This is a genomic window from Parafannyhessea sp. LCP19S3_B1 (assembly GCF_052121955.1).
In the GTDB taxonomy this organism is placed as follows: domain Bacteria; phylum Actinomycetota; class Coriobacteriia; order Coriobacteriales; family Atopobiaceae; genus Parafannyhessea.
The window spans coordinates 1-18,907 of record NZ_JBQKDH010000003.1 but is presented as its reverse complement, the minus strand read 5'-3'; the positions used below and the strand labels follow the sequence as shown (position 1 = coordinate 18,907).

At 66.4% G+C, this 18,907-nt stretch carries 17 protein-coding genes; 6 read left to right on the top strand and 11 right to left on the bottom strand.

Annotated features, from left to right (window positions below; genetic code table 11):
- The first annotated feature begins 194 nt into the window (after positions 1 to 194).
- From ACTQWE_RS01790 to ACTQWE_RS01780, 3 genes are all read left to right on the top strand, one after another.
- Positions 195 to 1,019 carry a transporter substrate-binding domain-containing protein gene (locus ACTQWE_RS01790; protein ID WP_170104548.1) on the top strand — a complete coding sequence of 275 codons (825 nt, stop codon included), beginning with the start codon at positions 195 to 197 and terminating at the stop codon, positions 1,017 to 1,019.
- A gap of 146 nt (positions 1,020 to 1,165) precedes the next feature.
- Positions 1,166 to 1,804 carry an amino acid ABC transporter permease gene (locus tag ACTQWE_RS01785; RefSeq protein WP_206109874.1) on the top strand — a complete coding sequence of 213 codons (639 nt, stop codon included), beginning with the start codon at positions 1,166 to 1,168 and terminating at the stop codon, positions 1,802 to 1,804.
- On the top strand, positions 1,797 to 2,621 hold the full coding sequence (locus ACTQWE_RS01780; RefSeq protein ID WP_441921216.1) for an amino acid ABC transporter ATP-binding protein: 825 nt from the start codon (positions 1,797 to 1,799) through the stop codon (positions 2,619 to 2,621). The genes ACTQWE_RS01785 and ACTQWE_RS01780 overlap by 8 nt, the downstream gene beginning before the upstream one ends.
- A gap of 189 nt (positions 2,622 to 2,810) precedes the next feature.
- Here ACTQWE_RS01780 and ACTQWE_RS01775 read toward each other — a convergent pair whose 3' ends face one another.
- The 3 genes from ACTQWE_RS01775 to ACTQWE_RS01765 all read right to left on the bottom strand — a co-directional run bounded on the left by ACTQWE_RS01775 (position 2,811) and on the right by ACTQWE_RS01765 (position 6,383).
- Positions 2,811 to 3,827, bottom strand: a complete 1,017-nt coding sequence (locus ACTQWE_RS01775; protein WP_170104547.1) for an aspartate-semialdehyde dehydrogenase — start codon at positions 3,825 to 3,827, stop codon at positions 2,811 to 2,813.
- Positions 3,828 to 3,908: 81 nt separating this feature from the next.
- Positions 3,909 to 5,249 carry an aspartate kinase gene (locus ACTQWE_RS01770; RefSeq protein WP_441855539.1) on the bottom strand — a complete coding sequence of 447 codons (1,341 nt, stop codon included), beginning with the start codon at positions 5,247 to 5,249 and terminating at the stop codon, positions 3,909 to 3,911.
- 3 nt (positions 5,250 to 5,252) lie between these two features.
- On the bottom strand, positions 5,253 to 6,383 hold the full coding sequence (locus tag ACTQWE_RS01765) for a homoserine dehydrogenase (protein ID WP_441855541.1): 1,131 nt from the start codon (positions 6,381 to 6,383) through the stop codon (positions 5,253 to 5,255).
- Between the two features lie 102 nt (positions 6,384 to 6,485).
- Here ACTQWE_RS01765 and thrC point away from each other — a divergent pair, with 102 nt between their 5' ends.
- Both thrC and thrB read left to right on the top strand, forming a co-directional pair.
- On the top strand, positions 6,486 to 7,970 hold the full coding sequence (gene thrC / locus ACTQWE_RS01760) for a threonine synthase (RefSeq protein WP_441855542.1): 1,485 nt from the start codon (positions 6,486 to 6,488) through the stop codon (positions 7,968 to 7,970).
- A gap of 35 nt (positions 7,971 to 8,005) precedes the next feature.
- Positions 8,006 to 8,947, top strand: a complete 942-nt coding sequence (gene thrB / locus ACTQWE_RS01755; protein ID WP_441855544.1) for a homoserine kinase — start codon at positions 8,006 to 8,008, stop codon at positions 8,945 to 8,947.
- Between the two features lie 165 nt (positions 8,948 to 9,112).
- On the opposite strand, the gene ACTQWE_RS01750 is transcribed toward thrB, so the two are convergent.
- The 7 genes from ACTQWE_RS01750 to ACTQWE_RS01720 all read right to left on the bottom strand — a co-directional run bounded on the left by ACTQWE_RS01750 (position 9,113) and on the right by ACTQWE_RS01720 (position 16,154).
- Positions 9,113 to 9,820 (bottom strand): ABC transporter ATP-binding protein, encoded by a 708-nt coding sequence (locus ACTQWE_RS01750; protein ID WP_170104543.1) that lies wholly within the window; start codon positions 9,818 to 9,820, stop codon positions 9,113 to 9,115.
- Positions 9,820 to 10,632: an ABC transporter ATP-binding protein gene (locus tag ACTQWE_RS01745; RefSeq protein WP_170104552.1), complete on the bottom strand. Its 813-nt coding sequence runs from the start codon at positions 10,630 to 10,632 to the stop codon at positions 9,820 to 9,822. Before ACTQWE_RS01745 ends, ACTQWE_RS01750 begins: the two co-directional genes overlap by 1 nt.
- Positions 10,633 to 10,682: 50 nt before the next feature.
- Entirely contained in the window at positions 10,683 to 11,807 is a 1,125-nt protein-coding gene (locus tag ACTQWE_RS01740) for a branched-chain amino acid ABC transporter permease (RefSeq protein WP_441855546.1), read from the bottom strand.
- A gap of 10 nt (positions 11,808 to 11,817) precedes the next feature.
- A complete protein-coding gene (locus ACTQWE_RS01735) occupies positions 11,818 to 12,693 on the bottom strand; it encodes a branched-chain amino acid ABC transporter permease (protein WP_170104542.1) in 876 nt (291 codons plus the stop codon).
- A 146-nt stretch (positions 12,694 to 12,839) separates the two neighbouring features.
- Positions 12,840 to 14,039 (bottom strand): ABC transporter substrate-binding protein, encoded by a 1,200-nt coding sequence (locus tag ACTQWE_RS01730; RefSeq protein ID WP_441855549.1) that lies wholly within the window; start codon positions 14,037 to 14,039, stop codon positions 12,840 to 12,842.
- Positions 14,040 to 14,255: 216 nt separating this feature from the next.
- Positions 14,256 to 14,756: a VanZ family protein gene (locus ACTQWE_RS01725; protein WP_170104540.1), complete on the bottom strand. Its 501-nt coding sequence runs from the start codon at positions 14,754 to 14,756 to the stop codon at positions 14,256 to 14,258.
- A 3-nt stretch (positions 14,757 to 14,759) separates the two neighbouring features.
- The gene (locus ACTQWE_RS01720; protein WP_441855551.1) at positions 14,760 to 16,154 is read right to left on the bottom strand and encodes a hypothetical protein; all 1,395 of its coding nucleotides are present in this window, start codon (positions 16,152 to 16,154) and stop codon (positions 14,760 to 14,762) included.
- A gap of 234 nt (positions 16,155 to 16,388) precedes the next feature.
- Here ACTQWE_RS01720 and ACTQWE_RS01715 point away from each other — a divergent pair, with 234 nt between their 5' ends.
- The gene (locus ACTQWE_RS01715) at positions 16,389 to 17,192 is read left to right on the top strand and encodes an SDR family NAD(P)-dependent oxidoreductase (RefSeq protein WP_170104538.1); all 804 of its coding nucleotides are present in this window, start codon (positions 16,389 to 16,391) and stop codon (positions 17,190 to 17,192) included.
- Between the two features lie 137 nt (positions 17,193 to 17,329).
- Here ACTQWE_RS01715 and rho read toward each other — a convergent pair.
- Positions 17,330 to 18,907: transcription termination factor Rho (gene rho, locus ACTQWE_RS01710; protein WP_441921214.1), on the bottom strand; the 1,578-nt coding region annotated here is incomplete at its 5' end.

Here is an 18,907-nt window from a genome sequence, read left to right as displayed (position 1 = left end):
TACGGCACAATGCCGCCCCTCTGGCACGGCGCCGCCCCCTCGCCTCCCCGGCCGCACGCGCCACCCCATTGCGAAACAGACTCTTAACTGCACGCAACTTGAAGCCCCCATCCGCGTGGCCTATGCTTACTGTAGCGCGCTAAAGTGAATGCGCGGCTCTCGTTATCGCACGCCACGATGCCCGGAGGTATCCCATGGATCGTCGTCAGTTCCTCAAGCTCTCCGCCGCGGCCCTCGCCGCCCCCACCCTCGCAGGCCTTGCCGGATGCGGCTCCGGCGGCACCGCCACCAAGACGCAGAAGAAGATGAAGCTCGTCGTCGGCTTCGACCAGGAGTTCCCGCCGTACGGCTACGTCGGCGACGACGGCAAGTACACCGGCTTTGACCTCGACCTGGCAAAGGCCGTCTGCAAGATGGAGGGCTGGGAGTACAAGCCCACGCCCATTTCGTGGGACGCCAAGGACAGCCTGCTCAACAGCGGCCAGATCACGTGCATCTGGAACGGCTTCACCATCGAGGGCCGCGAGAAGGACTACGCGTTCACGAAGCCCTACATGGAGAACCGCCAGGTGATCGTGGTCCCCAAGGACTCCAGCATCAAGACCCTTGCGGACCTCGCGGGCAAGAACGTCATCACCCAGGCTGACTCCGCCGCGCTCGACCTGCTGTCCAAGGGCGGCTCGCAGGAGAAGCTCGGCAGCACGTTCAAGAAGCTCCAGACCATCGACAACTACAACACCGCGTTCATGATGCTCGAGAACGGCTCCGTGGACGCCGTCGCCATCGACTACCCCGTCGCCGTGTACAACATCGGCGACCGCAAGGACAAGTTCGCCATCCTCGACGAGGCCCTCAACTCCGAGCACTTCGCCGTCGGCTTCGCGAAGACCGACGAGGGCAAGAAGCTCGCGAAGACCGTCCAGGCGGACCTCAAGAAGCTCGACAAGCAGGGCAAGGTCAAGGAGCTGTGCGAGAAGTACGCGGACCAGGGCGTGTCGTACGACCTCTGGGTGCTCTAGCCACGGCACAGATGCCCTGCCGGTCGGCGGCCCCCGTGGCCGCCGACTTTTTGTCATCTGGGACGTGCGTCCCCTCCTGGCATACCATAGTGTTCACCATGCAAACCAGCTATCACAAGGCGGTAAGCAACTTGGATATCTCGACCATGACCAGCATGCTCCTGGACGGCTACGTCGTGTCGCTCCAGATATTCGCCATCACGCTCGTGGGGGCCATCCCCCTGGGCGTCGTCGTGGCGCTCGGCAGGCTCTCCCGGTTCAGGCCACTCTCGTGGCTCGTGGGCCTCTACATCTCGCTCATGCGCGGCACCCCGCTCATGCTGCAGATGTTCGCCGTGTTCTTCATCCCCTACTACCTCTTCGGGCAGCAGACGGGGCCGGACTACATGTTCGTGGCCGTCATGATCGCGTTCATCGTGAACTACGCGGCCTACTTCGCAGAGATCTACCGCTCCGGCATCCAGAGCATGCCGCGCGGCCAGTACGAGGCGGCTCAGGTCCTTGGCTACTCCAAGGGCCAGACGTTCTTCAGGATCATCCTTCCGCAGGTGTTCAAGAGGATTCTTCCCGCGATGGGCAACGAGGTCGTCACCCTGGTGAAGGACACCTCGCTCGCGTTCTCCATTGGCGTCGCGGAGATGTTCACCACCAGCCGCGCGCTCGTCGCGTCGCAGCGCAGCATGGTCCCGTTCGCCATAGCGGCCGCCATCTACTGGGTCACGTGCCTGGTAATCGAATTCATCATGCGCAGGATCGAGAAGAGGATGGACTACTACCATGACTAAGCCCAAGCTGCGCGAGATGCCGCGCCCCGATATCAGCCTCACGTCCGCGCTCGGCCTTCCCGCCGTCTACGTGAAGGACGCGCGCAAGTCCTTTGGCGACAAGGTGGTCCTCCGCGACGTCAGCCTCCAGATCGGCCACGGCGAGGTCGTCTCGCTCATAGGACCGTCCGGCGCCGGCAAGTCCACGATGCTGCGCTGCCTCGCCCTTCTCGACACGTTCGACTCGGGCGAGCTCGCCTACGGCAACGTCCGCGTCTGCGCGAACGAGCCCGGAAGCGAGAAGACCACCTACGACAAGGCGGCCATGCGCCAGGCGCGCATGCGCTTTGGCATCGTGTTCCAGAACTACAACCTCTTCCCGCACTACACGGTGCTTAAGAACGTGATGGACGCCCCCATCGTCGTGCAGAAGCGCGACCCCAAGGAGGTGGAGGAGCAGGCCCGCGCGCTCCTGGAGCAGCTCGACATCGCGGACCACGCGGACAAGGTGCCCGACCAGCTTTCCGGCGGTCAGCAGCAGCGCGTCGCCATCGCCCGCGCGCTCTGCATGAACCCGCAGGTCATCTTCTTCGACGAGGCGACCTCCGCCCTCGACCCCAAGCTGACGCAGGACATGCACCGCCTCATCCGCAGGCTCGCGACGGACGGCATGGCCGTGGGCATCGTCACGCACGAGATGGGCTTCGCGCGCGAGGTGTCCGACCGCATCGCTTTTCTGTTCGACGGGCAGATCGTGGAGGAGGGCACGCCGGACGAGGTCCTAGTGCACCCCACCGACGAGCGCACCAAGAGGTTCCTCGCCAACGCGGAGGACTAGGGCGCGCGAGAGGGGTGGCTTCCGCCGCGAGCGGGTGCCCTTCTCGCCCCCATCGCCTTTTCCACGTACGCACATGCAGAGGGGACGGGCCACTCGACCCGCCCCCCCTTTGTCATGGCGCCAGATGGCGCCCCCTACTCTTGCAAGCCTTGCGCGGACGCCGCGGGCGCCGCGCCACGGTGCGCCACGCTACAGCAGGCGCTCCGCGATCTGCACCGCGTTGGTGGCCGCGCCCTTGCGAATCTGGTCGCCGCAGCAGAAGAACGTGAGCGCGTTCACGCCGTCCGGTGCGGAAAGGTCGCGGCGGATGCGGCCCACGTACACCAGGTCCTGGTCGGACGTGTCGAGCGGCATGGGGTAGCGCAGGTTCGCGGGGTCGTCCACCACCTTGACGCCGGGCGCCGCGGCAAGCACCTCGCGCGCCTCGTCCGGCGTGATGGGACGCTCGAACTCGACGGTGATGGACTCGGAGTGCGAGCGCATGACCGGCACGCGCACGCAGGTGCAGTTGACGCGGAGCTCGGGCATGTGCATGATCTTGCGGCCCTCGTTCTGCATCTTCAGCTCCTCGGAGGTGTACGCTTCCTCCTTGAAGCCACCGATCTGCGGGATGAGGTTGAACGCGAGCTGGTAGGCGAACGGCGCGGTGTCGCCCACCTCGCCGCCCTCGGCCAGCACGCGACTCTCGCGCTCCAGCTCCCTAAGGCCGGGCATGCCGGCGCCGGAGGCGGCCTGGTACGTGCTTACGATGAGCCTCGTGAGGCCAGCCCTCTGCGCAAGCGGCCACGTGGGGACGAGGCCTATGATCGTGGCGCAGTTGGGGTTCGCGATGATGTTCCTGGGGTGGTTCGCGATGTCCTCGGGGTTGATCTCCGGGATGACCAGGGGCACGTCCGCGTCCAGCCTGAACGCGTGGGAGTTGTCCACGCACACGGCGCCGCGCGCCGCGGCCTCGGGCAGGAGCTCCTTCGCCTGGGCGTCGCCCGCGGCGCCCAGCACGATGTCGACGCCGTCGAACGCGTCCGGCGTCGCCTCGAGCACGGTCACGTCCTCGCCGTTGAACCTCACGGTCTTGCCGGCGGAGCGGGCGCTCGCAAGCGGCACGAGCCGCTCCACGGGAAAGTCCCTCTCCTCCAGGCACTGGATCATCTGGGTGCCAACGACGCCGGTTGCTCCCAAGATCGCGACGACCTTCTTGTCTGCCATGAAAATCTCCTCACTGTTCTCGCACGGCGAGAAACGCAGGCGCCGGGCTCGGGACCACGTGCGAATCCCGGCCCGTGGTGTCTAGTTCTTCTCGTCCAGGTTCACGTACTCCGACTCCACGAAGTTGTCGTAGATCACCTTGATGGCGCGGGCGAAGTCGGAGTTGTTGACGCCGAGGATGATCGAGATCTCCTGCGAGCTCTGGGTGATCATGCGGATGTTGATGCCCGCCTCGCCCAGCACGCCGAAGATGCGGCCGGACGTGCCGGCGCGGCGGCTCATGTTGCGGCCGACGACGGAGATGAGCGCCAGGCTGTCGATCACGTTGATGCTGTCCGGCTTCAGCTCCTGGCGGAGGTCGTTCACGATCGAGTAGATCGTGTCCTTCACGTCCGCGCCGTTCACGACGATGCCGAAGGAGTCGACGCCCGTGGGGATGTGCTCGACGGAGACGCCGTAGCGCTCGAACACGGAGAGCGCGCGGCGCACGAAGCCCACGGAGTTGGACATGTGGGCCTTCTGGACGTGGATCGCCATGAAGTCCTTCTTGCCCGCGATGCCCGTGATGAGGTGCTCGCGCTCGTGCTCCGTCGCCGTCTCGCGGATGACGGTGCCCTGGGCGGACGGGTCGTTCGTGTTCTTGATCTGGATGGGGATGCCGACCTCGCGCACGGGGAAGATGGCCTCCTCCTGCAGGACGGAGGCGCCCATGTACGAGAGCTCGCGCATCTCGTCGAACGTGATGCGGTGGATGGAGCGGGGGTTGTCCACGATGCGGGGGTCGGCCGCGAGGAAGCCCGAGACGTCCGTCCAGTTCTCGTACACGCCGGCGTCGAGGCAGCGCGCCAGGATCGCGCCGGTGATGTCGCCGCCGCCACGTTGGAAGAGCTTCAGCGTGCCGTCGACCGTCGACCCGTAGAAGCCGGGCAGCAGGAACCCGCCCAGGCGCGCCGCGGCGTCCTTCACGCGGGTGGCCGTGCGCTCCATGTCGACGGTGCCGTCGTGGTGGAACACGATCACGTCGGCGGCGTCCACGAACGGGATGCCCAGGTACTCGGCCATGAGCTGGCCGGTGAACCACTCGCCCCTCGACACGATGTACTCCGGCGACAGGCTGGAGACGACGGAGGAGAACTCCTCGAACTTCTCCTCTATGGGGTACTTCAGCCCGAGCTCGTCCCTGATGTCCACGAAGCGCTGCTCGATGGTCTTCAGAAGCGACGTGCAGTCCACGTGGTACTCGATGTGGGCGTTCACCAGAAGGAGCAGGTCCGTGAGCTTGTTGTCGCCGCTGAAGCGCTTGCCCGCGGCGGACACGACGATGAACCTGCGGTCCGGGTCCGCCTTCACGATGGACTTGACCTTCTTGAACTGGCTCGCCTCGGCGACGCTGGAGCCGCCGAACTTGGATACCTTGATCATGTGCTAGCCCTCCTGCGGGAGCGCCGCCATGAAGCTGGTCGCGTCCACGCTCGTTGCGTACTCGAAGACCTCGCGCGCCTTCACCGCGGAAAGGCCGCGTACGACCACCATGCCCTCGCCAAACGGCTCCGCGCCGTCTAGCTCCGCCCTCGTCCGGAACACGTAGTCGGACGTGAGGAGCTCCGGGCGCCACGCGAGCCCGCGCGAGAAGTCGTAGCGCGGGCGGCGTCCGGCCGCAAAGTCCAGCACGTCCTGCACCATGGCGTTGCCCGTGGGCAGCATGCCGGCGCCCTGGCCGTAGAACTTGAGCGGCCCGACGGTGGTGGCGTCCAGCGAGATGAGGTTGAAGTTGGAGGGCACGTTCGCCTCGAGCGACTCGACGGGCACGGCGACGGGCTCGACGGCGGCCGCATAGCCGCCGTCGCACTGCACGCCGCGGCCCAGCAGCTTCACTCCCCTGCCCAGCGCGCGGAGCGCGTCGAGGTCGCCCTTGGTGAGCGTCCTGATGCCCGTGGTGGGTATGTCCTTCTCGCACGCGGTGTCGAACGCGACGCCCACGGTGATGATGGTCTTGTTGCGGACGTCCACGCCGTCGACGTCCGCGGACGGGTCGCGCTCGGCGTAGCCCAGGGCCTGTGCCTCCGCCAAGACCTGGTCGAAGTCCGCACCCTCCTTCACCATGGCGTCCACGATGAAGTTCGTCGTGCCGTTCATGATGCCCGAGAAGGACGTGACCTCGTCGATGCGGCGCACCTTCTCGATCGAGGCGATCCAGGGAATGCCGCCGCCCACGGACGCCTCGATGAGCAGGCTCGCGTCCGTCGCGTTCGCCTGTCGAACGAACTCGTCGAAGTAGGCGGCGACCACGGCCTTGTTGGACGTGACGACGCTCTTGCCCTTCGCGAGCGCGTCCAGGATGAACGTGTGGGCGGGCTCGAGGCCGCCCATGCACTCCACGACGACCTCTATGTCGTCGTCTTCCACGATCTCTGCATAGTCAGACGTCATGCGCGGGTCGGTCAGGCGGTCCGGCAGCTCGAGGATGCGAGAGACCTCCACGCCGCTCACGCGCTCCGAGATGATGCGGTCGACGCCCTTTCCGACGGTGCCATAGCCCAATACGGCGATCTTCATGGCTATCCAATCTTTCTGTTGTGTGACGTTAGAACGGCCCGATGCCGGCTGCAGCTATCATACGTTATGTAGTGCCGCCAATCCGAGGCAAGGAGCGCCACGATGACTACTTTCTATCACAGCACGCGCAGCGATAGCGAAGCCGTAACAAGCAAGCAAGCAATCCTCGCGGGAATCGCGCCCGACGGCGGGCTCTACGTGAGCGACGACGCCGTCCGCAACAAGCTGGACCTTCGGGCCGTGTGCCAGGAGGGCTACCACCAGATCGCGTGCCGCGTGCTCGGCACCCTGCTGCCGGACTTCACGGAGCAGGAGGTCGCCTCGTGCGTGGAAGCCGCCTACGCCGACAACTTCGACACGCCGGCCGTCACGCCGCTCTCCCCGCTCGGCACCGATTGGCTGCTCGAGCTCTACCACGGTCCCACCTGCGCGTTCAAGGACGTCGCGCTGCAGATGCTGCCGCGCCTCATGTCCGTCGCGCGCAAGGGAGAGGGGCGCAACGTCATGATCGTCACCGCCACGTCGGGCGACACCGGCAAGGCGGCCCTCGCCGGCTTCGCGGGCGTGCCGGGCACGGGCGTCACGGTCTTCTACCCCGACGGCAAGGTCTCCGACGTCCAGCACCTGCAGATGGTCACCCAGACCGGCGACAACGTCGCGGTCTGCGGCATCAGGGGCACGTTCGACGACGCCCAGACCCAGGTGAAGCGCATCTTCGCGGACAGGGAGCTCGCGGGGCGCCTCGCCGCGCAGAACGTGATGCTCTCGAGCGCGAACTCCATCAACGTCGGCCGCCTCGTCCCGCAGGTCACGTACTACTTCTCCGCGTACGCCCAGCTCGTGCAGACCGGCGCCATCGTGATCGGCGACGAGGTCGACTTCTGCGTGCCCACCGGCAACTTCGGCGACGTGCTCGCCGGCTACTACGCAAAGCTCCTCGGGCTTCCCGTCGGCAAGCTCATCGTCGCGTCCAACAGCAACAAGGTCCTGACGGACTTCCTCACCACCGGAACGTACGACCGCCGTCGCGACTTCGTCAAGACCATCTCGCCCTCCATGGACATCCTCGTGTCGTCCAACCTCGAGCGCATGCTGTACTACCTCACGGACGGCGACTGCCAGATGGTCGCGGGCTACATGGCCGACCTCGCCCAGAAGGGCTACTACACCATATCCAAGGACCTTCTCGCAAAGCTGCGCCAGACGTTCGACTGCGGCTTCGCGACGGACGACGAGACCCGCCAGACCATCCGCGACACGTGGGAGAAGGACCACGTCCTCATCGACACCCACACCGCCGTCGCGCGTCACGTGCTGGGCAGGTTCGCCCCCGATGGCCGCCAGCGCGTGTGCCTGTCCACCGCGAGCCCGTACAAGTTCTCCGCTGACGTCCTCGCGGCGCTCGGCACGGACGTGAGCGGCCTGGACGGCTTCGCGTGCATGGACGAGCTGCAGCGCCTCACGGGCGTCGCGGCGCCGGCGCAGCTCTCCGGCCTCAGGAACGCCCCCGTCCTGCACACCGACGTGTGCGACATGGGCGCCATGACGGCGTTCGTCGAGGGCTCCTGCCACCGCATCTTCGCCTAACGTCCGCACGCATCGACGCTTTGGGGGCTCAACTCATGACTGACCAGACCAAGGACCGCGCGGCCGAGGGCAACGAGGCGCCGCGCAGGTTCCGCGTGCTCGTGCCCGCGACGTCCGCGAACGTGGGCGTGGGCTACGACTGCCTCGGGCTCGCGCTCGACCTCACGGCGAGCTTCACGTTCGAGGTGTCGGACCGGCTCCTGATCGACGGCTGCCAGGAGCGCTTCCGCGGCGAGGACAACCTCGTGTGGACGAGCTACCTCGACACCTGCCGCGAGCTGTACCAGCGCCCTCACGCGCTTCACATCACCATCGACTCGCCCGTGCCGCTCTCGGGCGGCCTCGGGTCCAGCTCCACCTGCGTCGTCGCGGGCGTCGTTGCGGCGCAGGTGCTCCACGCGGGCGGCATCGACGCGGACGCCGCACTCGACTTCGCCACCAGGATCGAGGGACACCCTGACAACGTGGCCCCGGCGCTCATGGGCGGGCTCGTGAGCTCGTTCGTGGACGAGGGCCGCACGCGCTCCTTGCGCTTCGACATCGCGCCCAACCTCACGTTCGTGGCCATCGCGCCCCCGTACGAGGTCCGCACGGCGGAGGCGCGCAAGGTCATGCCGAGGGAGGTCTCCGTCCAGACCGCCGTGTGGCAGATGGGACACTGCGTCGCGGTCGTGGACGCTCTCAGGCGCGGCGACGCGGAGCTCCTCTCCGCCGCGGCGAAGGACCGCCTCCACGAGCCATACCGCGCGACCCTCATCCCGGACTACGAGCCCATCCGCCGCACCGCGCTCGCGGCCGGCGCCGCCGCCTTCCTCATCTCCGGCTCCGGCTCCACCATGCTCGCCATCACGGACGGGCGCGACGCCGCGGAGCGCGTCGCTGCGTCCGTCTCGAACATGGTCGAGAACCACGTGGACGGCCTCTGGGTGCGCGTGCTTGCCGCGAACTCGCGTGGCACCTCGGTCGAGGTGCTGTAGCGCCGGAGTTGCTGTAGCGCAGGTGCGTGTCGCCTCGTCGCGTGCGCCGGGCCGCGCGGGCATCAAAAGTGCCGTAATACGAGAAGAACGGGCGCCCCGCAAGGGGCGCCCGTTCTCTTGTCTCGCTAGCCTGCGTGGCGGCGTGCCTTCGTGCGACGCGCGAGCCTAGCCTCCGAGGTAGGCCTTGCGGACGTCGTCGTCGTGCAGCAGGTCCGCGCCGGTGCCGGTCTTGCTGATGTGGCCGACCTCGAGCACGTAGCCCCTGTCCGCGATGGACAGCGCCATGGAGGCGTTCTGCTCGACCAGAAGGATGGTCGTGCCCTGCTCGTTCAGGGCGCGGATGATGTCGAAGATCTCCTCGACGAGGATGGGTGCGAGGCCCATGGACGGCTCGTCCAGCATGAGGAGCTCGGGCTTGCTCATGAGGGCGCGGCCCATGGCGAGCATCTGCTGCTCGCCGCCGGACAGCGTGCCTGCCGTCTGGTTCATGCGCTCCTTCAGGCGCGGGAAGCGCTCGTACACGATCTCGAGCGTCTCCGAGTTCTCCGCGTCAGAGCGGGTGTAGCCGCCCATCTCGAGGTTCTCGGCCACGGTCATCTGCGCGAACACGCGGCGTCCCTCCGGGCAGAGGGCGAGGCCCTTCTCGACGATCTTGTGGGCCTTCACGCCCACGAGGCTCTCGCCCTTGAACTCGATGGAGCCGTCGTCCGGCTTGATGATGCCCGCGATCGTGTTGAGCGTGGTGGACTTGCCGGCGCCGTTCGCGCCGATGAGGGTGACGATCTCGCCCTGGTTGATTTCGAACGAGATTCCCTGCACCGCCTTGATGGCGCCATACGATACGTGCAGGTCCTTGACGGAAAGAAGCGCCATTACTTCACCCCCTGCTTGCCGAGATAGGCCTCGATGACCTTCGGGTCCTGCTGGATCTCCTCGGGCGTGCCCTTTGCGATGATCTTGCCGTAGTTGAGGACGCCGACGACCTCGCACACGCCCATGACGAGGGACATGTCGTGCTCGATGAGCAGGATCGCGATCTGGAACTCGTCGCGGATCTTCAGGATGTTCTCCATCAGCTCCTCGGTCTCGTTCGGGTTCATGCCCGCGGCCGGCTCGTCCAAGAGCAGGACCTTCGGCTGCGTCGCGAGGGCGCGTAGGATCTCGAGTCGGCGCTGTGCGCCGTACGGGAGATTGCCGGCCTGGGTGTCCGCGAACTTCTGCATGTCGAAGATGCCGAGGAGGTCCATCGCCTTGTCACGGAACTCCCTCTCCTGCGACCAGTGCTTCGGGAGGCGGAGCACGTCGGTCAGGAGGTGCGTGCTCATGGAGTTGCCGAAGCCGACGAGGATGTTCTCCGCGACGGTCATCTGGTTGAACAGGCGGATGTTCTGGAACGTGCGGGCGACGCCGAGCTTGTTGACCTGGACCATGCTCATGCCGGCGGTGTCATAGCCGTCGACGAGGATGGTGCCGCGCGTGGGCTTGTACACGTTCGTGAGCAGGTTGAAGATCGTGGTCTTGCCGGCACCGTTGGGGCCGATGAGCCCGGAGATCTCCGTGCGGCCCATGGCGATGTTGAAGTCGTCGACGGCCGTGAGTCCGCCGAAGTCGATGCCGAGGTGCTTCGCCTCGAGGACGGGGATCTTGCCGAGGTCGCGCTCGGGGATGAGGTTTGGGCTCTCCATCTGCACCAGGACGGAGCGGCGCTTCTTCTCTTTCTCTTCGCTGGTCAAGGCTACTCGACCTCCTCTGCGGACGCGCTCTTCTTCCAGGGGAACTCGCGGTTGGCGATCTTCTCGAGGACGTTGCCGAGCGAGAAGTCGTACGTTCCGAGCAGGCCCTGCGGACGGAAGATCATGACGAGGATCAGCACGACGGCGTAGACGACCATGCGGTAGTCGGCGAACGCGCGCAGCGCCTCGGGCAGGATCGTGAGGAAGGTCGCGGACAGGACGGAGCCGAGCATGGAGCCCATGCCGCCGAGGACGACCATGACCAGGATCTCAATCGACTTCATGAAGCCGAACTTCGCGGGAGCCATGACGCCGATGCAGCCAGCGTACAGGCCTCCACCGATACCGGCGAAGAACGCCGAGACGACGAACGCGAGCGTCTTGTAGTACGTGGTGTTCACGCCGGAGGCCTCGGCCGCGATCTCGTTGTCGCGGATGGAGAGGATGGCGCGGCCGTGGCGGGACTTCATCATGGTGTGGATGAGGAAGAGCGAGATGACCACGACGACGAACGTGTTGAAGAAGTTCGTGTACGAGGGTATGCCCGTGAGTCCCTTCGCGCCGCCCGTGAGCTCGAAGCCGACGACGCCGTCGATGTTGAGCATGACGACGCGGATGATCTCGGCGAAGCCAAGCGTGATGATGGCGAGGTAGTCGCCCTTCAGGCGCAGTGCCGGGATGCCGATGATGACGCCGCAGATGGCGGCGCAGATGCCGCCGAACACGAGACCGATGACGAACAGGAGCGACGCGGCGGGGGTGCCGAGCACGAAGTCGCGCATCGTGACGCCGAAGGCGGGCATCATGCGCATGATGAAGATGGCGCACGAGTAGCCGCCGACCGACATGAAGCCGGCGTGGCCGAGCGGCAGCTGGCCGAGGTAGCCCGTCGCGATGTTGAGCGACACCGCCATGATGATGTAGATGCCCACCTGCTCGAGCACAGACGTCTGGTAGCGGGTGATGATGCCCTGGCCCACCATCATGTCGCCGACCGCGAGGAACAGGACGACGAGCACGGTGTTGATGATGTAGCGCTTTCCGACGGTTATGGTCTTGCGAGGACGAGAGCCCTTCGGAGCGCCAGCGGTGATGATGGGCTTCTCCTCGTTCTTGAGTTCTTCCACGACGACCTCCTTACACTTTCTCGCTCATCGTGCGGCCGAGGATGCCGGTGGGCTTCACGATCAGCACGATGATAAGGAGCAGGAACACGACGGCGTCCTTCCACACGGAGAGACCCAGCGCGGAGACGAACACCTCTGCGAAGCCGACGAGCAGGCCGCCGATGACGGCGCCCGGAATCGACCCGATGCCACCGAGGACGGCCGCGACGAACGCCTTCGTGCCGAGCATGATGCCCATGGTCGGCGTCGCCTGGGAGTAGGCCATGCTGTACAGGACGGCACCGATGCCGGCGAGCGCGGAGCCGAGTGCGAACGTGAAGGAGATCGTGGTGTTGACGTTGATACCCATGAGCCTTGCGGCGCCCATGTCCTCGGACACCGCGCGCATGGCCTTGCCGAGCTTCGTCTTCTGAACGAGGAACGTGAGGACCGCCGTCGAGATGGCCGTCACGACGATCGTGAGGATGGCGTTGAGCGAGAGGCTCATGCCCGCGACCTTGATGTTCGAGACGCCGATGTACGGCGGCACGACCTTTGCATCCGCGCCGAAGACGAGCTGCGCGCCGTTCTCCAGGAAGTACGAGACGCCGATGGCCGTGATCAGGATGGAAAGGCGCGGGGCGTTGCGCAGCGGTGCATACGCGACCTTGTCGATAAGGACGCCGAGCAGCGTGCAGCCCGCGACCGAAAGGATCACGGCGATGGCGGGGTTCATCCCCAGCTTCGCCATGACGATCCAAGAAATGTACGCGCCGACCATGATGATGTCGCCGTGGGCAAAGTTAAGGAGCAGGATGATGCCATACACCATCGTGTAGCCCAGGGCGACGAGCGCATAGATGCTGCCGAGCTGCAATCCGTTCAGCAACTGCGTCAAAAACGTCACGGCAAACACTTCCTCTCGTTTACTTGCTAGTTGGTTCTGATACTTAATCGGGGCCCGGAGGGGCTCTCGCGCTGCCCCCTGTACCCCAAAGGCGCCGAGAGAGTTCCCTCGGCGCCTCCAAAGCGACTACCTAAGAGACCATGTCCTTACATGGTGGTCTCGATGTACTCCTTGCCATCCTTGAAGCCGATGATCAGCGTCGACTTCACGGGGTCGCCGGTGCCGGCGAACTTGATTGTGCCGGTAACGCCCTCGATCTTGTCCTTGGCGATGGTGTCGATGACCTTCTGCTTGAAGTCCTCGTAGTCCTTGGCACCCGCCTTGTCGACCTTGTCGACGGCAGTGAGCAGGATCTTCGCGGCATCGTAGCCCAGTGCGCAGAAGTTCGTCGGGTCGCTCTTGTACTCGGCCTTGTAGTCCTTGATGAACTGCTGGACGCGCTCGTCGTCGTTGGCGGAGACGAACGAGGTGTCATAGAAGCAGCCCTCGAGGTCCTTGCCGGAGGCGTAGTCCTCGTCGCCGCCGACGATGTTCGCCCAGCCGTCGGCGCCCAGGAAGACGCCCTTGTAGCCGAGCTCGCGCGCCTGGGTGACGATCTTGCCGTCGTCCTGGTAGTAGTTCGGGGAGAGGACGGCGTCCGGCTTCTTCGCGATGATGTTCGCGAGCTGCGCCTTGAAGTCGACGTCACCCTGGGAGTAGCTCTCCTGCGTGGCGACGGTGAGGCCCTTCTTCTTGGCCTCCTTGACGAACGCGTCGTTGACGCCCTTCTCGTAGTCTCCGCCGGAGTTGTAGATGGTGCAGACGGTCTTGTAGCCCTGCTTCTTGGCGAAGTCGGCCATCAGCTTGCCCTGGTAGGGGTCGGTGTAGCAGGCGCGGAACGCGTTCTTGCCGTACTTGATGAAGTCGGCCGCGGTCGCGGAGGCGGTCACCAGCGGCATGTTGTCGTTCACGGACTCCTGCGCGACGGCGATGGACGGCGTGGAGGTGACATCTCCGATGATGCCGACCACGTTGTCCTCGACCATCTTCTGGTACACGTTCACGGCCTCGGTGGCATCGCCCTTCTCGTCCTGGACGACGAGGGAGATCTTCTTGCCGGACTTGGTGCCGCCCTTCTTGTTGAACTGCTTCACGTAGAGCTTCGCACCGTTGCGGACGGCGAGGCCGTACTGGGCGACGTCGCCGGAATACGGGCCCATGAGGCCGACCTTCAGGGTCTTGCCAGATATGGCGGCGTCAGAGCCGGAACCGGAGCCACAGGCGGAAATGAGCGAGGCTACCCCAAGGCCCAGGGCGGTGGCACCGCTCGCCTTGAAGAGGTCGCGCCTCGAGATGTTGTTTGCCATTTTATTACCTCCATCTTTACTAAGGGTGCCTCTCGGCATCATTTAGCTTGAACCAAACTTAAGCCTTTAGGTGCTCTGAGTCACCGAAAGATGCCGATGGTTATCGTGTCTGCAACATTTGAAGCAGTTTGGAAACATGTGCACGATAACGCGGCGAGAAAAGCGGGGGGGGGACACGGTCGTCCCCGCGTCCCCCCGACAACAGCCATCTTGTCGCTAGCCCCGGCGCCGCCCCAGGCGCCGCGCCACCAGCATGACGAGCGTGCCGAACAGCACGCCCGCAAGGTCGAGCAGCACGTCCGTGAGCAGGCTCGACCTGCCCGGCGTGAACATCTGGATCGTCTCGTCCGCCACGGGCGCGAGGCAGCACGCGATCGTACCGAGCTTCACGAGGCGCATCGCGGCCGCGTCCACGCCGTAGGACGCTCGCATGAAGCCGCCTTGCGCCGCCGTGCGCAGGCCGGAGCACAGCAGCCCGAGCATCGCATACTCCAGGAAGTGCGCGCACTTGCGTATGACGTGCGTCATCTGGTGCGTATCGGTGACGCCCGCCGCCTCGAACGCGGGGCGCAGCACGTGCATCACCACGTTGCTCTCCCCCGTCGACGCGGGACCGGGCACGAGCGAGTGCCCCCACACGAACGCGAGCCACAGCACAACGACCACGAGCCACGCGGCCGCGGCGCGCGGCGCGTGCGCGGACCTGCCGCCGGCCACCCGCTAGGCCTCCCTTGCCATGCTCGCCATGTGACGGGGCTTGTACGCCGCCTGCGAGCCGCGCTGGCGCGTGCGGTGCAGTTTCGCCGTGGACTTCATGCTCTGGCTGCCGCCCTGAATGACGTGGAGGTACTCGCGCGAGGAGCGGCGGGCCGCCTGGCTCTTGTTGCGTGAGAACTCGTCGTCTATCAGGTAGTCGATGTAGGACTCGGTGTCCACCACCTCGGGATGCCCCGCAGGAGTGCGGAACGGGATGAACTTCGTCGGGTCCTCGAGGCCGGTCGGGTCGTCGATCGTGTCGGCGCTGCCCACCACGTCGTTGAAAGCCGGGACGCGCGGTCCGCGGTCGATGTTCTCGTCCATCGCCTCGAGCGCGGTCTCCCACAGGTCGCCCTGGTCCAGTTCGTCCGCGTCGCGGCGCTCGGGATACTTGCCCTGGTACACCTCCGGGACGCTCCGCGCAATGCGCGCGGCGCGGGAGCGTGCGAACTCCATGGCGGGCGTGAGCTTCCGGCCATCAGCGCCCTCGTCCTGCGCGGCTTCCGCCTGGGCCGCGACGGCGCGGCGCGGCGCCGGATCCATCCACGCCGGGATCTCGAGCGACTCCGCCGTCTGGTTCACGCTCGGCGCAAGGTCAAGCTGGTCGTGCCCTCCCACCAGGCGCACGGACTCGCCCAGGCGCTCGTTCCACCAGCTCGTGCCCACGTCGCCCACGGATCCGTCCGCGCGCTCGATGATGGGCAGCCCCTCGAACTTGTCGCCCCCAAGGCGGTCGTGCAGGACGCTCGCCACGCCGCGGGCCCGGGCGGCCATGCGGGCGCTAAGCGTCTCGTGCTTCACGTAGCGCTCCGCGACGTTCACGTAGTCGTTCTCGTTCGCGGACTCCTCGTCCACGGCGGGCACGCGCGCGGCGATGGCCGCGTTCACGGGGCGCGCGATCGTCTCGTCCACGGAGTACGCACCCGTGACGGGCATGACGCCCACGTAGTGGCCGGCGTCGGCCGAAGCCTTCGGGGCGGCGTAGCTGCGGGGCGCCGGCTCGGCCGGCTGGGCCGTCTTGCGGTAATCCGCCTGCGCCGCAGGGGCAGCCGGGGCCTTGGTCGCGACCGCGGCGTCCGCGGCGACGGCGCCCCTCGCGCCCAGGACGGCGGTCGGCTCCTCCGCCTGCTCGTCCTTCTCCGCGTCTTCCCCGCGCGCATGCGCCCGGGCGAGAAGCGCCACGACGCTCGTCGCGGCCGCACCGCAGACGACGCCCAGGGCGAAGGTTGCGACGGGGTTGCCCGCGACGTCGCGGCCGAGGTCGGCCAGGGTCGCCGCGTGGGCCGTCTGCGGGACGACGGCGCCCCATGCGCCAAGAAGCCCCGCAACTACCGCCGGGTTCCTTCTTGCCTTGTTCATCCCTGCACCTCCCGCGCCGTGCCCGATGCATCACACGCGGAATCGAAGAGCTGCCAGCGGCGCCGGCGGCTTTCGCCACCCCATGCGTCCATTGGCGGAGACAACGGCCTGCTTCGTCTTATCTTCGTATACCGTCGTAGTATGCAGTCGAGGCAGAGTACCTCAGACTGTTTTCGATATTAGCCGAACCCCCGGGTTTTTCAAGGCTCAGGGCCAAATCTTAGGAGCAGATAGATGAAAAGCATCGCCATCGTGACGGGCGCGTCATCGGGAGTGGGCCGCGAGTTCGTGCGCCAGCTGGATGCGGGCGCGGGCGGCCCCCTTGACGAGCTCTGGCTCATCGCGCGCCGCAAGGCCGTCCTTGAGGACGTCGCCTCCGCGTGCCACACGCCCACGCGCGTGCTTGCGCTCGACCTCACGGACCCCGCCGCGTTCGAGGAGGTGTCGCGGGAGCTTTCCCGCGAGGAGCCGCGCGTGCAGTGGCTCGTCAACAGCGCGGGCTTCGGCAAGTTCGGGGACTTTTCCGCCATTGGCGAGAAGGACACGGCGGACATGGTCCGGCTCAACTGCCTGGCCGTGGTGGAGATGTGCTACCTCGCGCTCCCCCACATGGCCGCGGGCTCGCGCATCATCAACCTCGCGTCCATCGCCGGCGTCATCCCCCAACCCAGGCTCTCCGTGTACTCCGCGACGAAGTCGTTCGTACTCGACTTCTCGCGCACCGTCGACCACGAGCTTTCGGGTTCCGGCATCCACATAACGGCGCTGTGCCCCAAGTTCATGCGGACCGGCTTCCTGGACAAGCCGAACGACAGTGAGGTCGCGCGCAAGATGTGCCGCATAGGCTTCAGTCCCGTCGACAAGGTGGTCCGCCGGGCACTGCGCGCAGCGGTGCTCGGGCGCGCGCTGTGCATACCCTCCCTCGACATGAAGGCGGCCCACGTGATCACGAAGATCCTCCCCGCCTCGGTGACGATGGAGCTTGAGGAGATGGTCCTTGGCCTGTGGGAGCCCATGCGAAACGCGCCGGGGGTCTAGCGCGCGACGGCCAGCTGGCCCGCGACGGCCCAAAGGAGAAGGGCGCCCCGGCCGTGGTTGGCAGGGACGCCCTGGCGTTGTGGCTCGTACGTTGCGGGGCCCTTCTCGCCCGTGGCGAGGGGGCCTAACGGGTTAGGCTACACGCCGACGAACTCCGTCTGCTGCGCCTTCTTCGCGGAGCGGATGAGGAACTCCTCGTTGTCCTTCGTCGCCTTCAGGCCGCGCACGAGGGCCGTCGCGGCGCGCTCCGTGCTGTTCATGTTGGCGAGCAGGCGACGGATGCCCCAGATGAACGGCTGGAGGTTGGGGTCGATCAAGAGGTCCTCGTTCCTGGTGCCGGAGGCGATGGGGTCGATCGCCGGGAAGATGCGGCGGTCGGCGAGGTCGCGGTCGAGCTTGAGCTCCATGTTGCCGGTGCCCTTGAACTCCTCGAAGATGACCTCGTCCATCTTGGAGCCGGTGTCGACGAGCGCGGACGCGAGGATGGTGAGCGAGCCGCCGTTCTCGATGTTGCGCGCCGCGCCGAGGAACTTCTTGGGCGGGTACAGCGCCGCGGAGTCGACGCCGCCCGAGAGGATCCTGCCGGAGGCGGGCGCCGCGAGGTTGTAGGCGCGGGCGAGCCTCGTGATGGAGTCGAGCACGACCACGACGTCCTCGCCCATCTCGACCAGGCGCTTCGCGTGCTCGATCACCAGCTCGGACACGGAGGTGTGGTTGGCGGCCGGCATGTCGAACGTGGACGCGACGACCTCGCCCCTGATGGAACGCTCCATGTCCGTCACCTCCTCCGGGCGCTCGTCCACGAGCAGGCAGAACAGGTGGACCTCCGGGTTGTTGGCGGCGATGGACTGGCAGATCTTCTTCAGGACCGTGGTCTTGCCGGCCTTGGGGGGCGACACGATGAGTCCGCGCTGGCCCTTGCCGATGGGCGCCACCAGGTCGATGGCGCGACCGGTGATGGAGTCCTTGCCGTGCTCCATCACGAGGCGCTCGTTGGGATAGATGGGCGTGAGGTCGCGGAAGCGCGGACGAGACTTCATCTCTTCCGGCGCGCGGCCGTTGATGGTCTCGATCGCGTGCAGCGGCGGGTACTTGTTGCCGGCCTTCGCGGGCGCGACGCTGCCCTTGACGCGGTCGCCCGGGCGCAGGCCAAACTGCCTGATCATCTGCTGATGCACGAAGGCGTCGGAGTCGCCGGCCATGTAGTTGCCCGTGCGGACGTACGCGTAGCCCTCGTTCTGGAACTCGAGCACGCCCTCGACCGGCCTGAAGCCCTCCGCGATCGCAGCGGCCTCGTACACGGACTCCGCAAGGTCCTTCTTGCGCAGGCCAACGTAGTCGATCCCGAGCTCTGCGGCCTTCTTGCGGAGCTCGGCCACCTTCATCTGGGCCACGTCGTCGCGCGAGAGCGTGGGCTCCACGTTCTGCTCGCGCTGGTTGCCCTTGCGGTTGCGGCGGCGCTGGTTGCGCCCCTGCCTCTGGTTGTTGTCGCGGCCGACGTTGCCGTTTCCGCCGGACCCCGCCTCGGAGCGGCCGTTGTGGCGCCTGCGGCGACGTCCGCCATGCTCCTCGCGGTCGTCCTCGCGGCCGCCCTGGGCGTCCTTCTCGCCCGCGTCGCGCGCGGCCGGCGTCGCCTTTGCGGACGCCTGGTCGGCACCCTCGCCCCTGGCGTGGGCCTCGTCGGCGTGGGCGGCGGCGTCTGCCTCGGCAAGCGT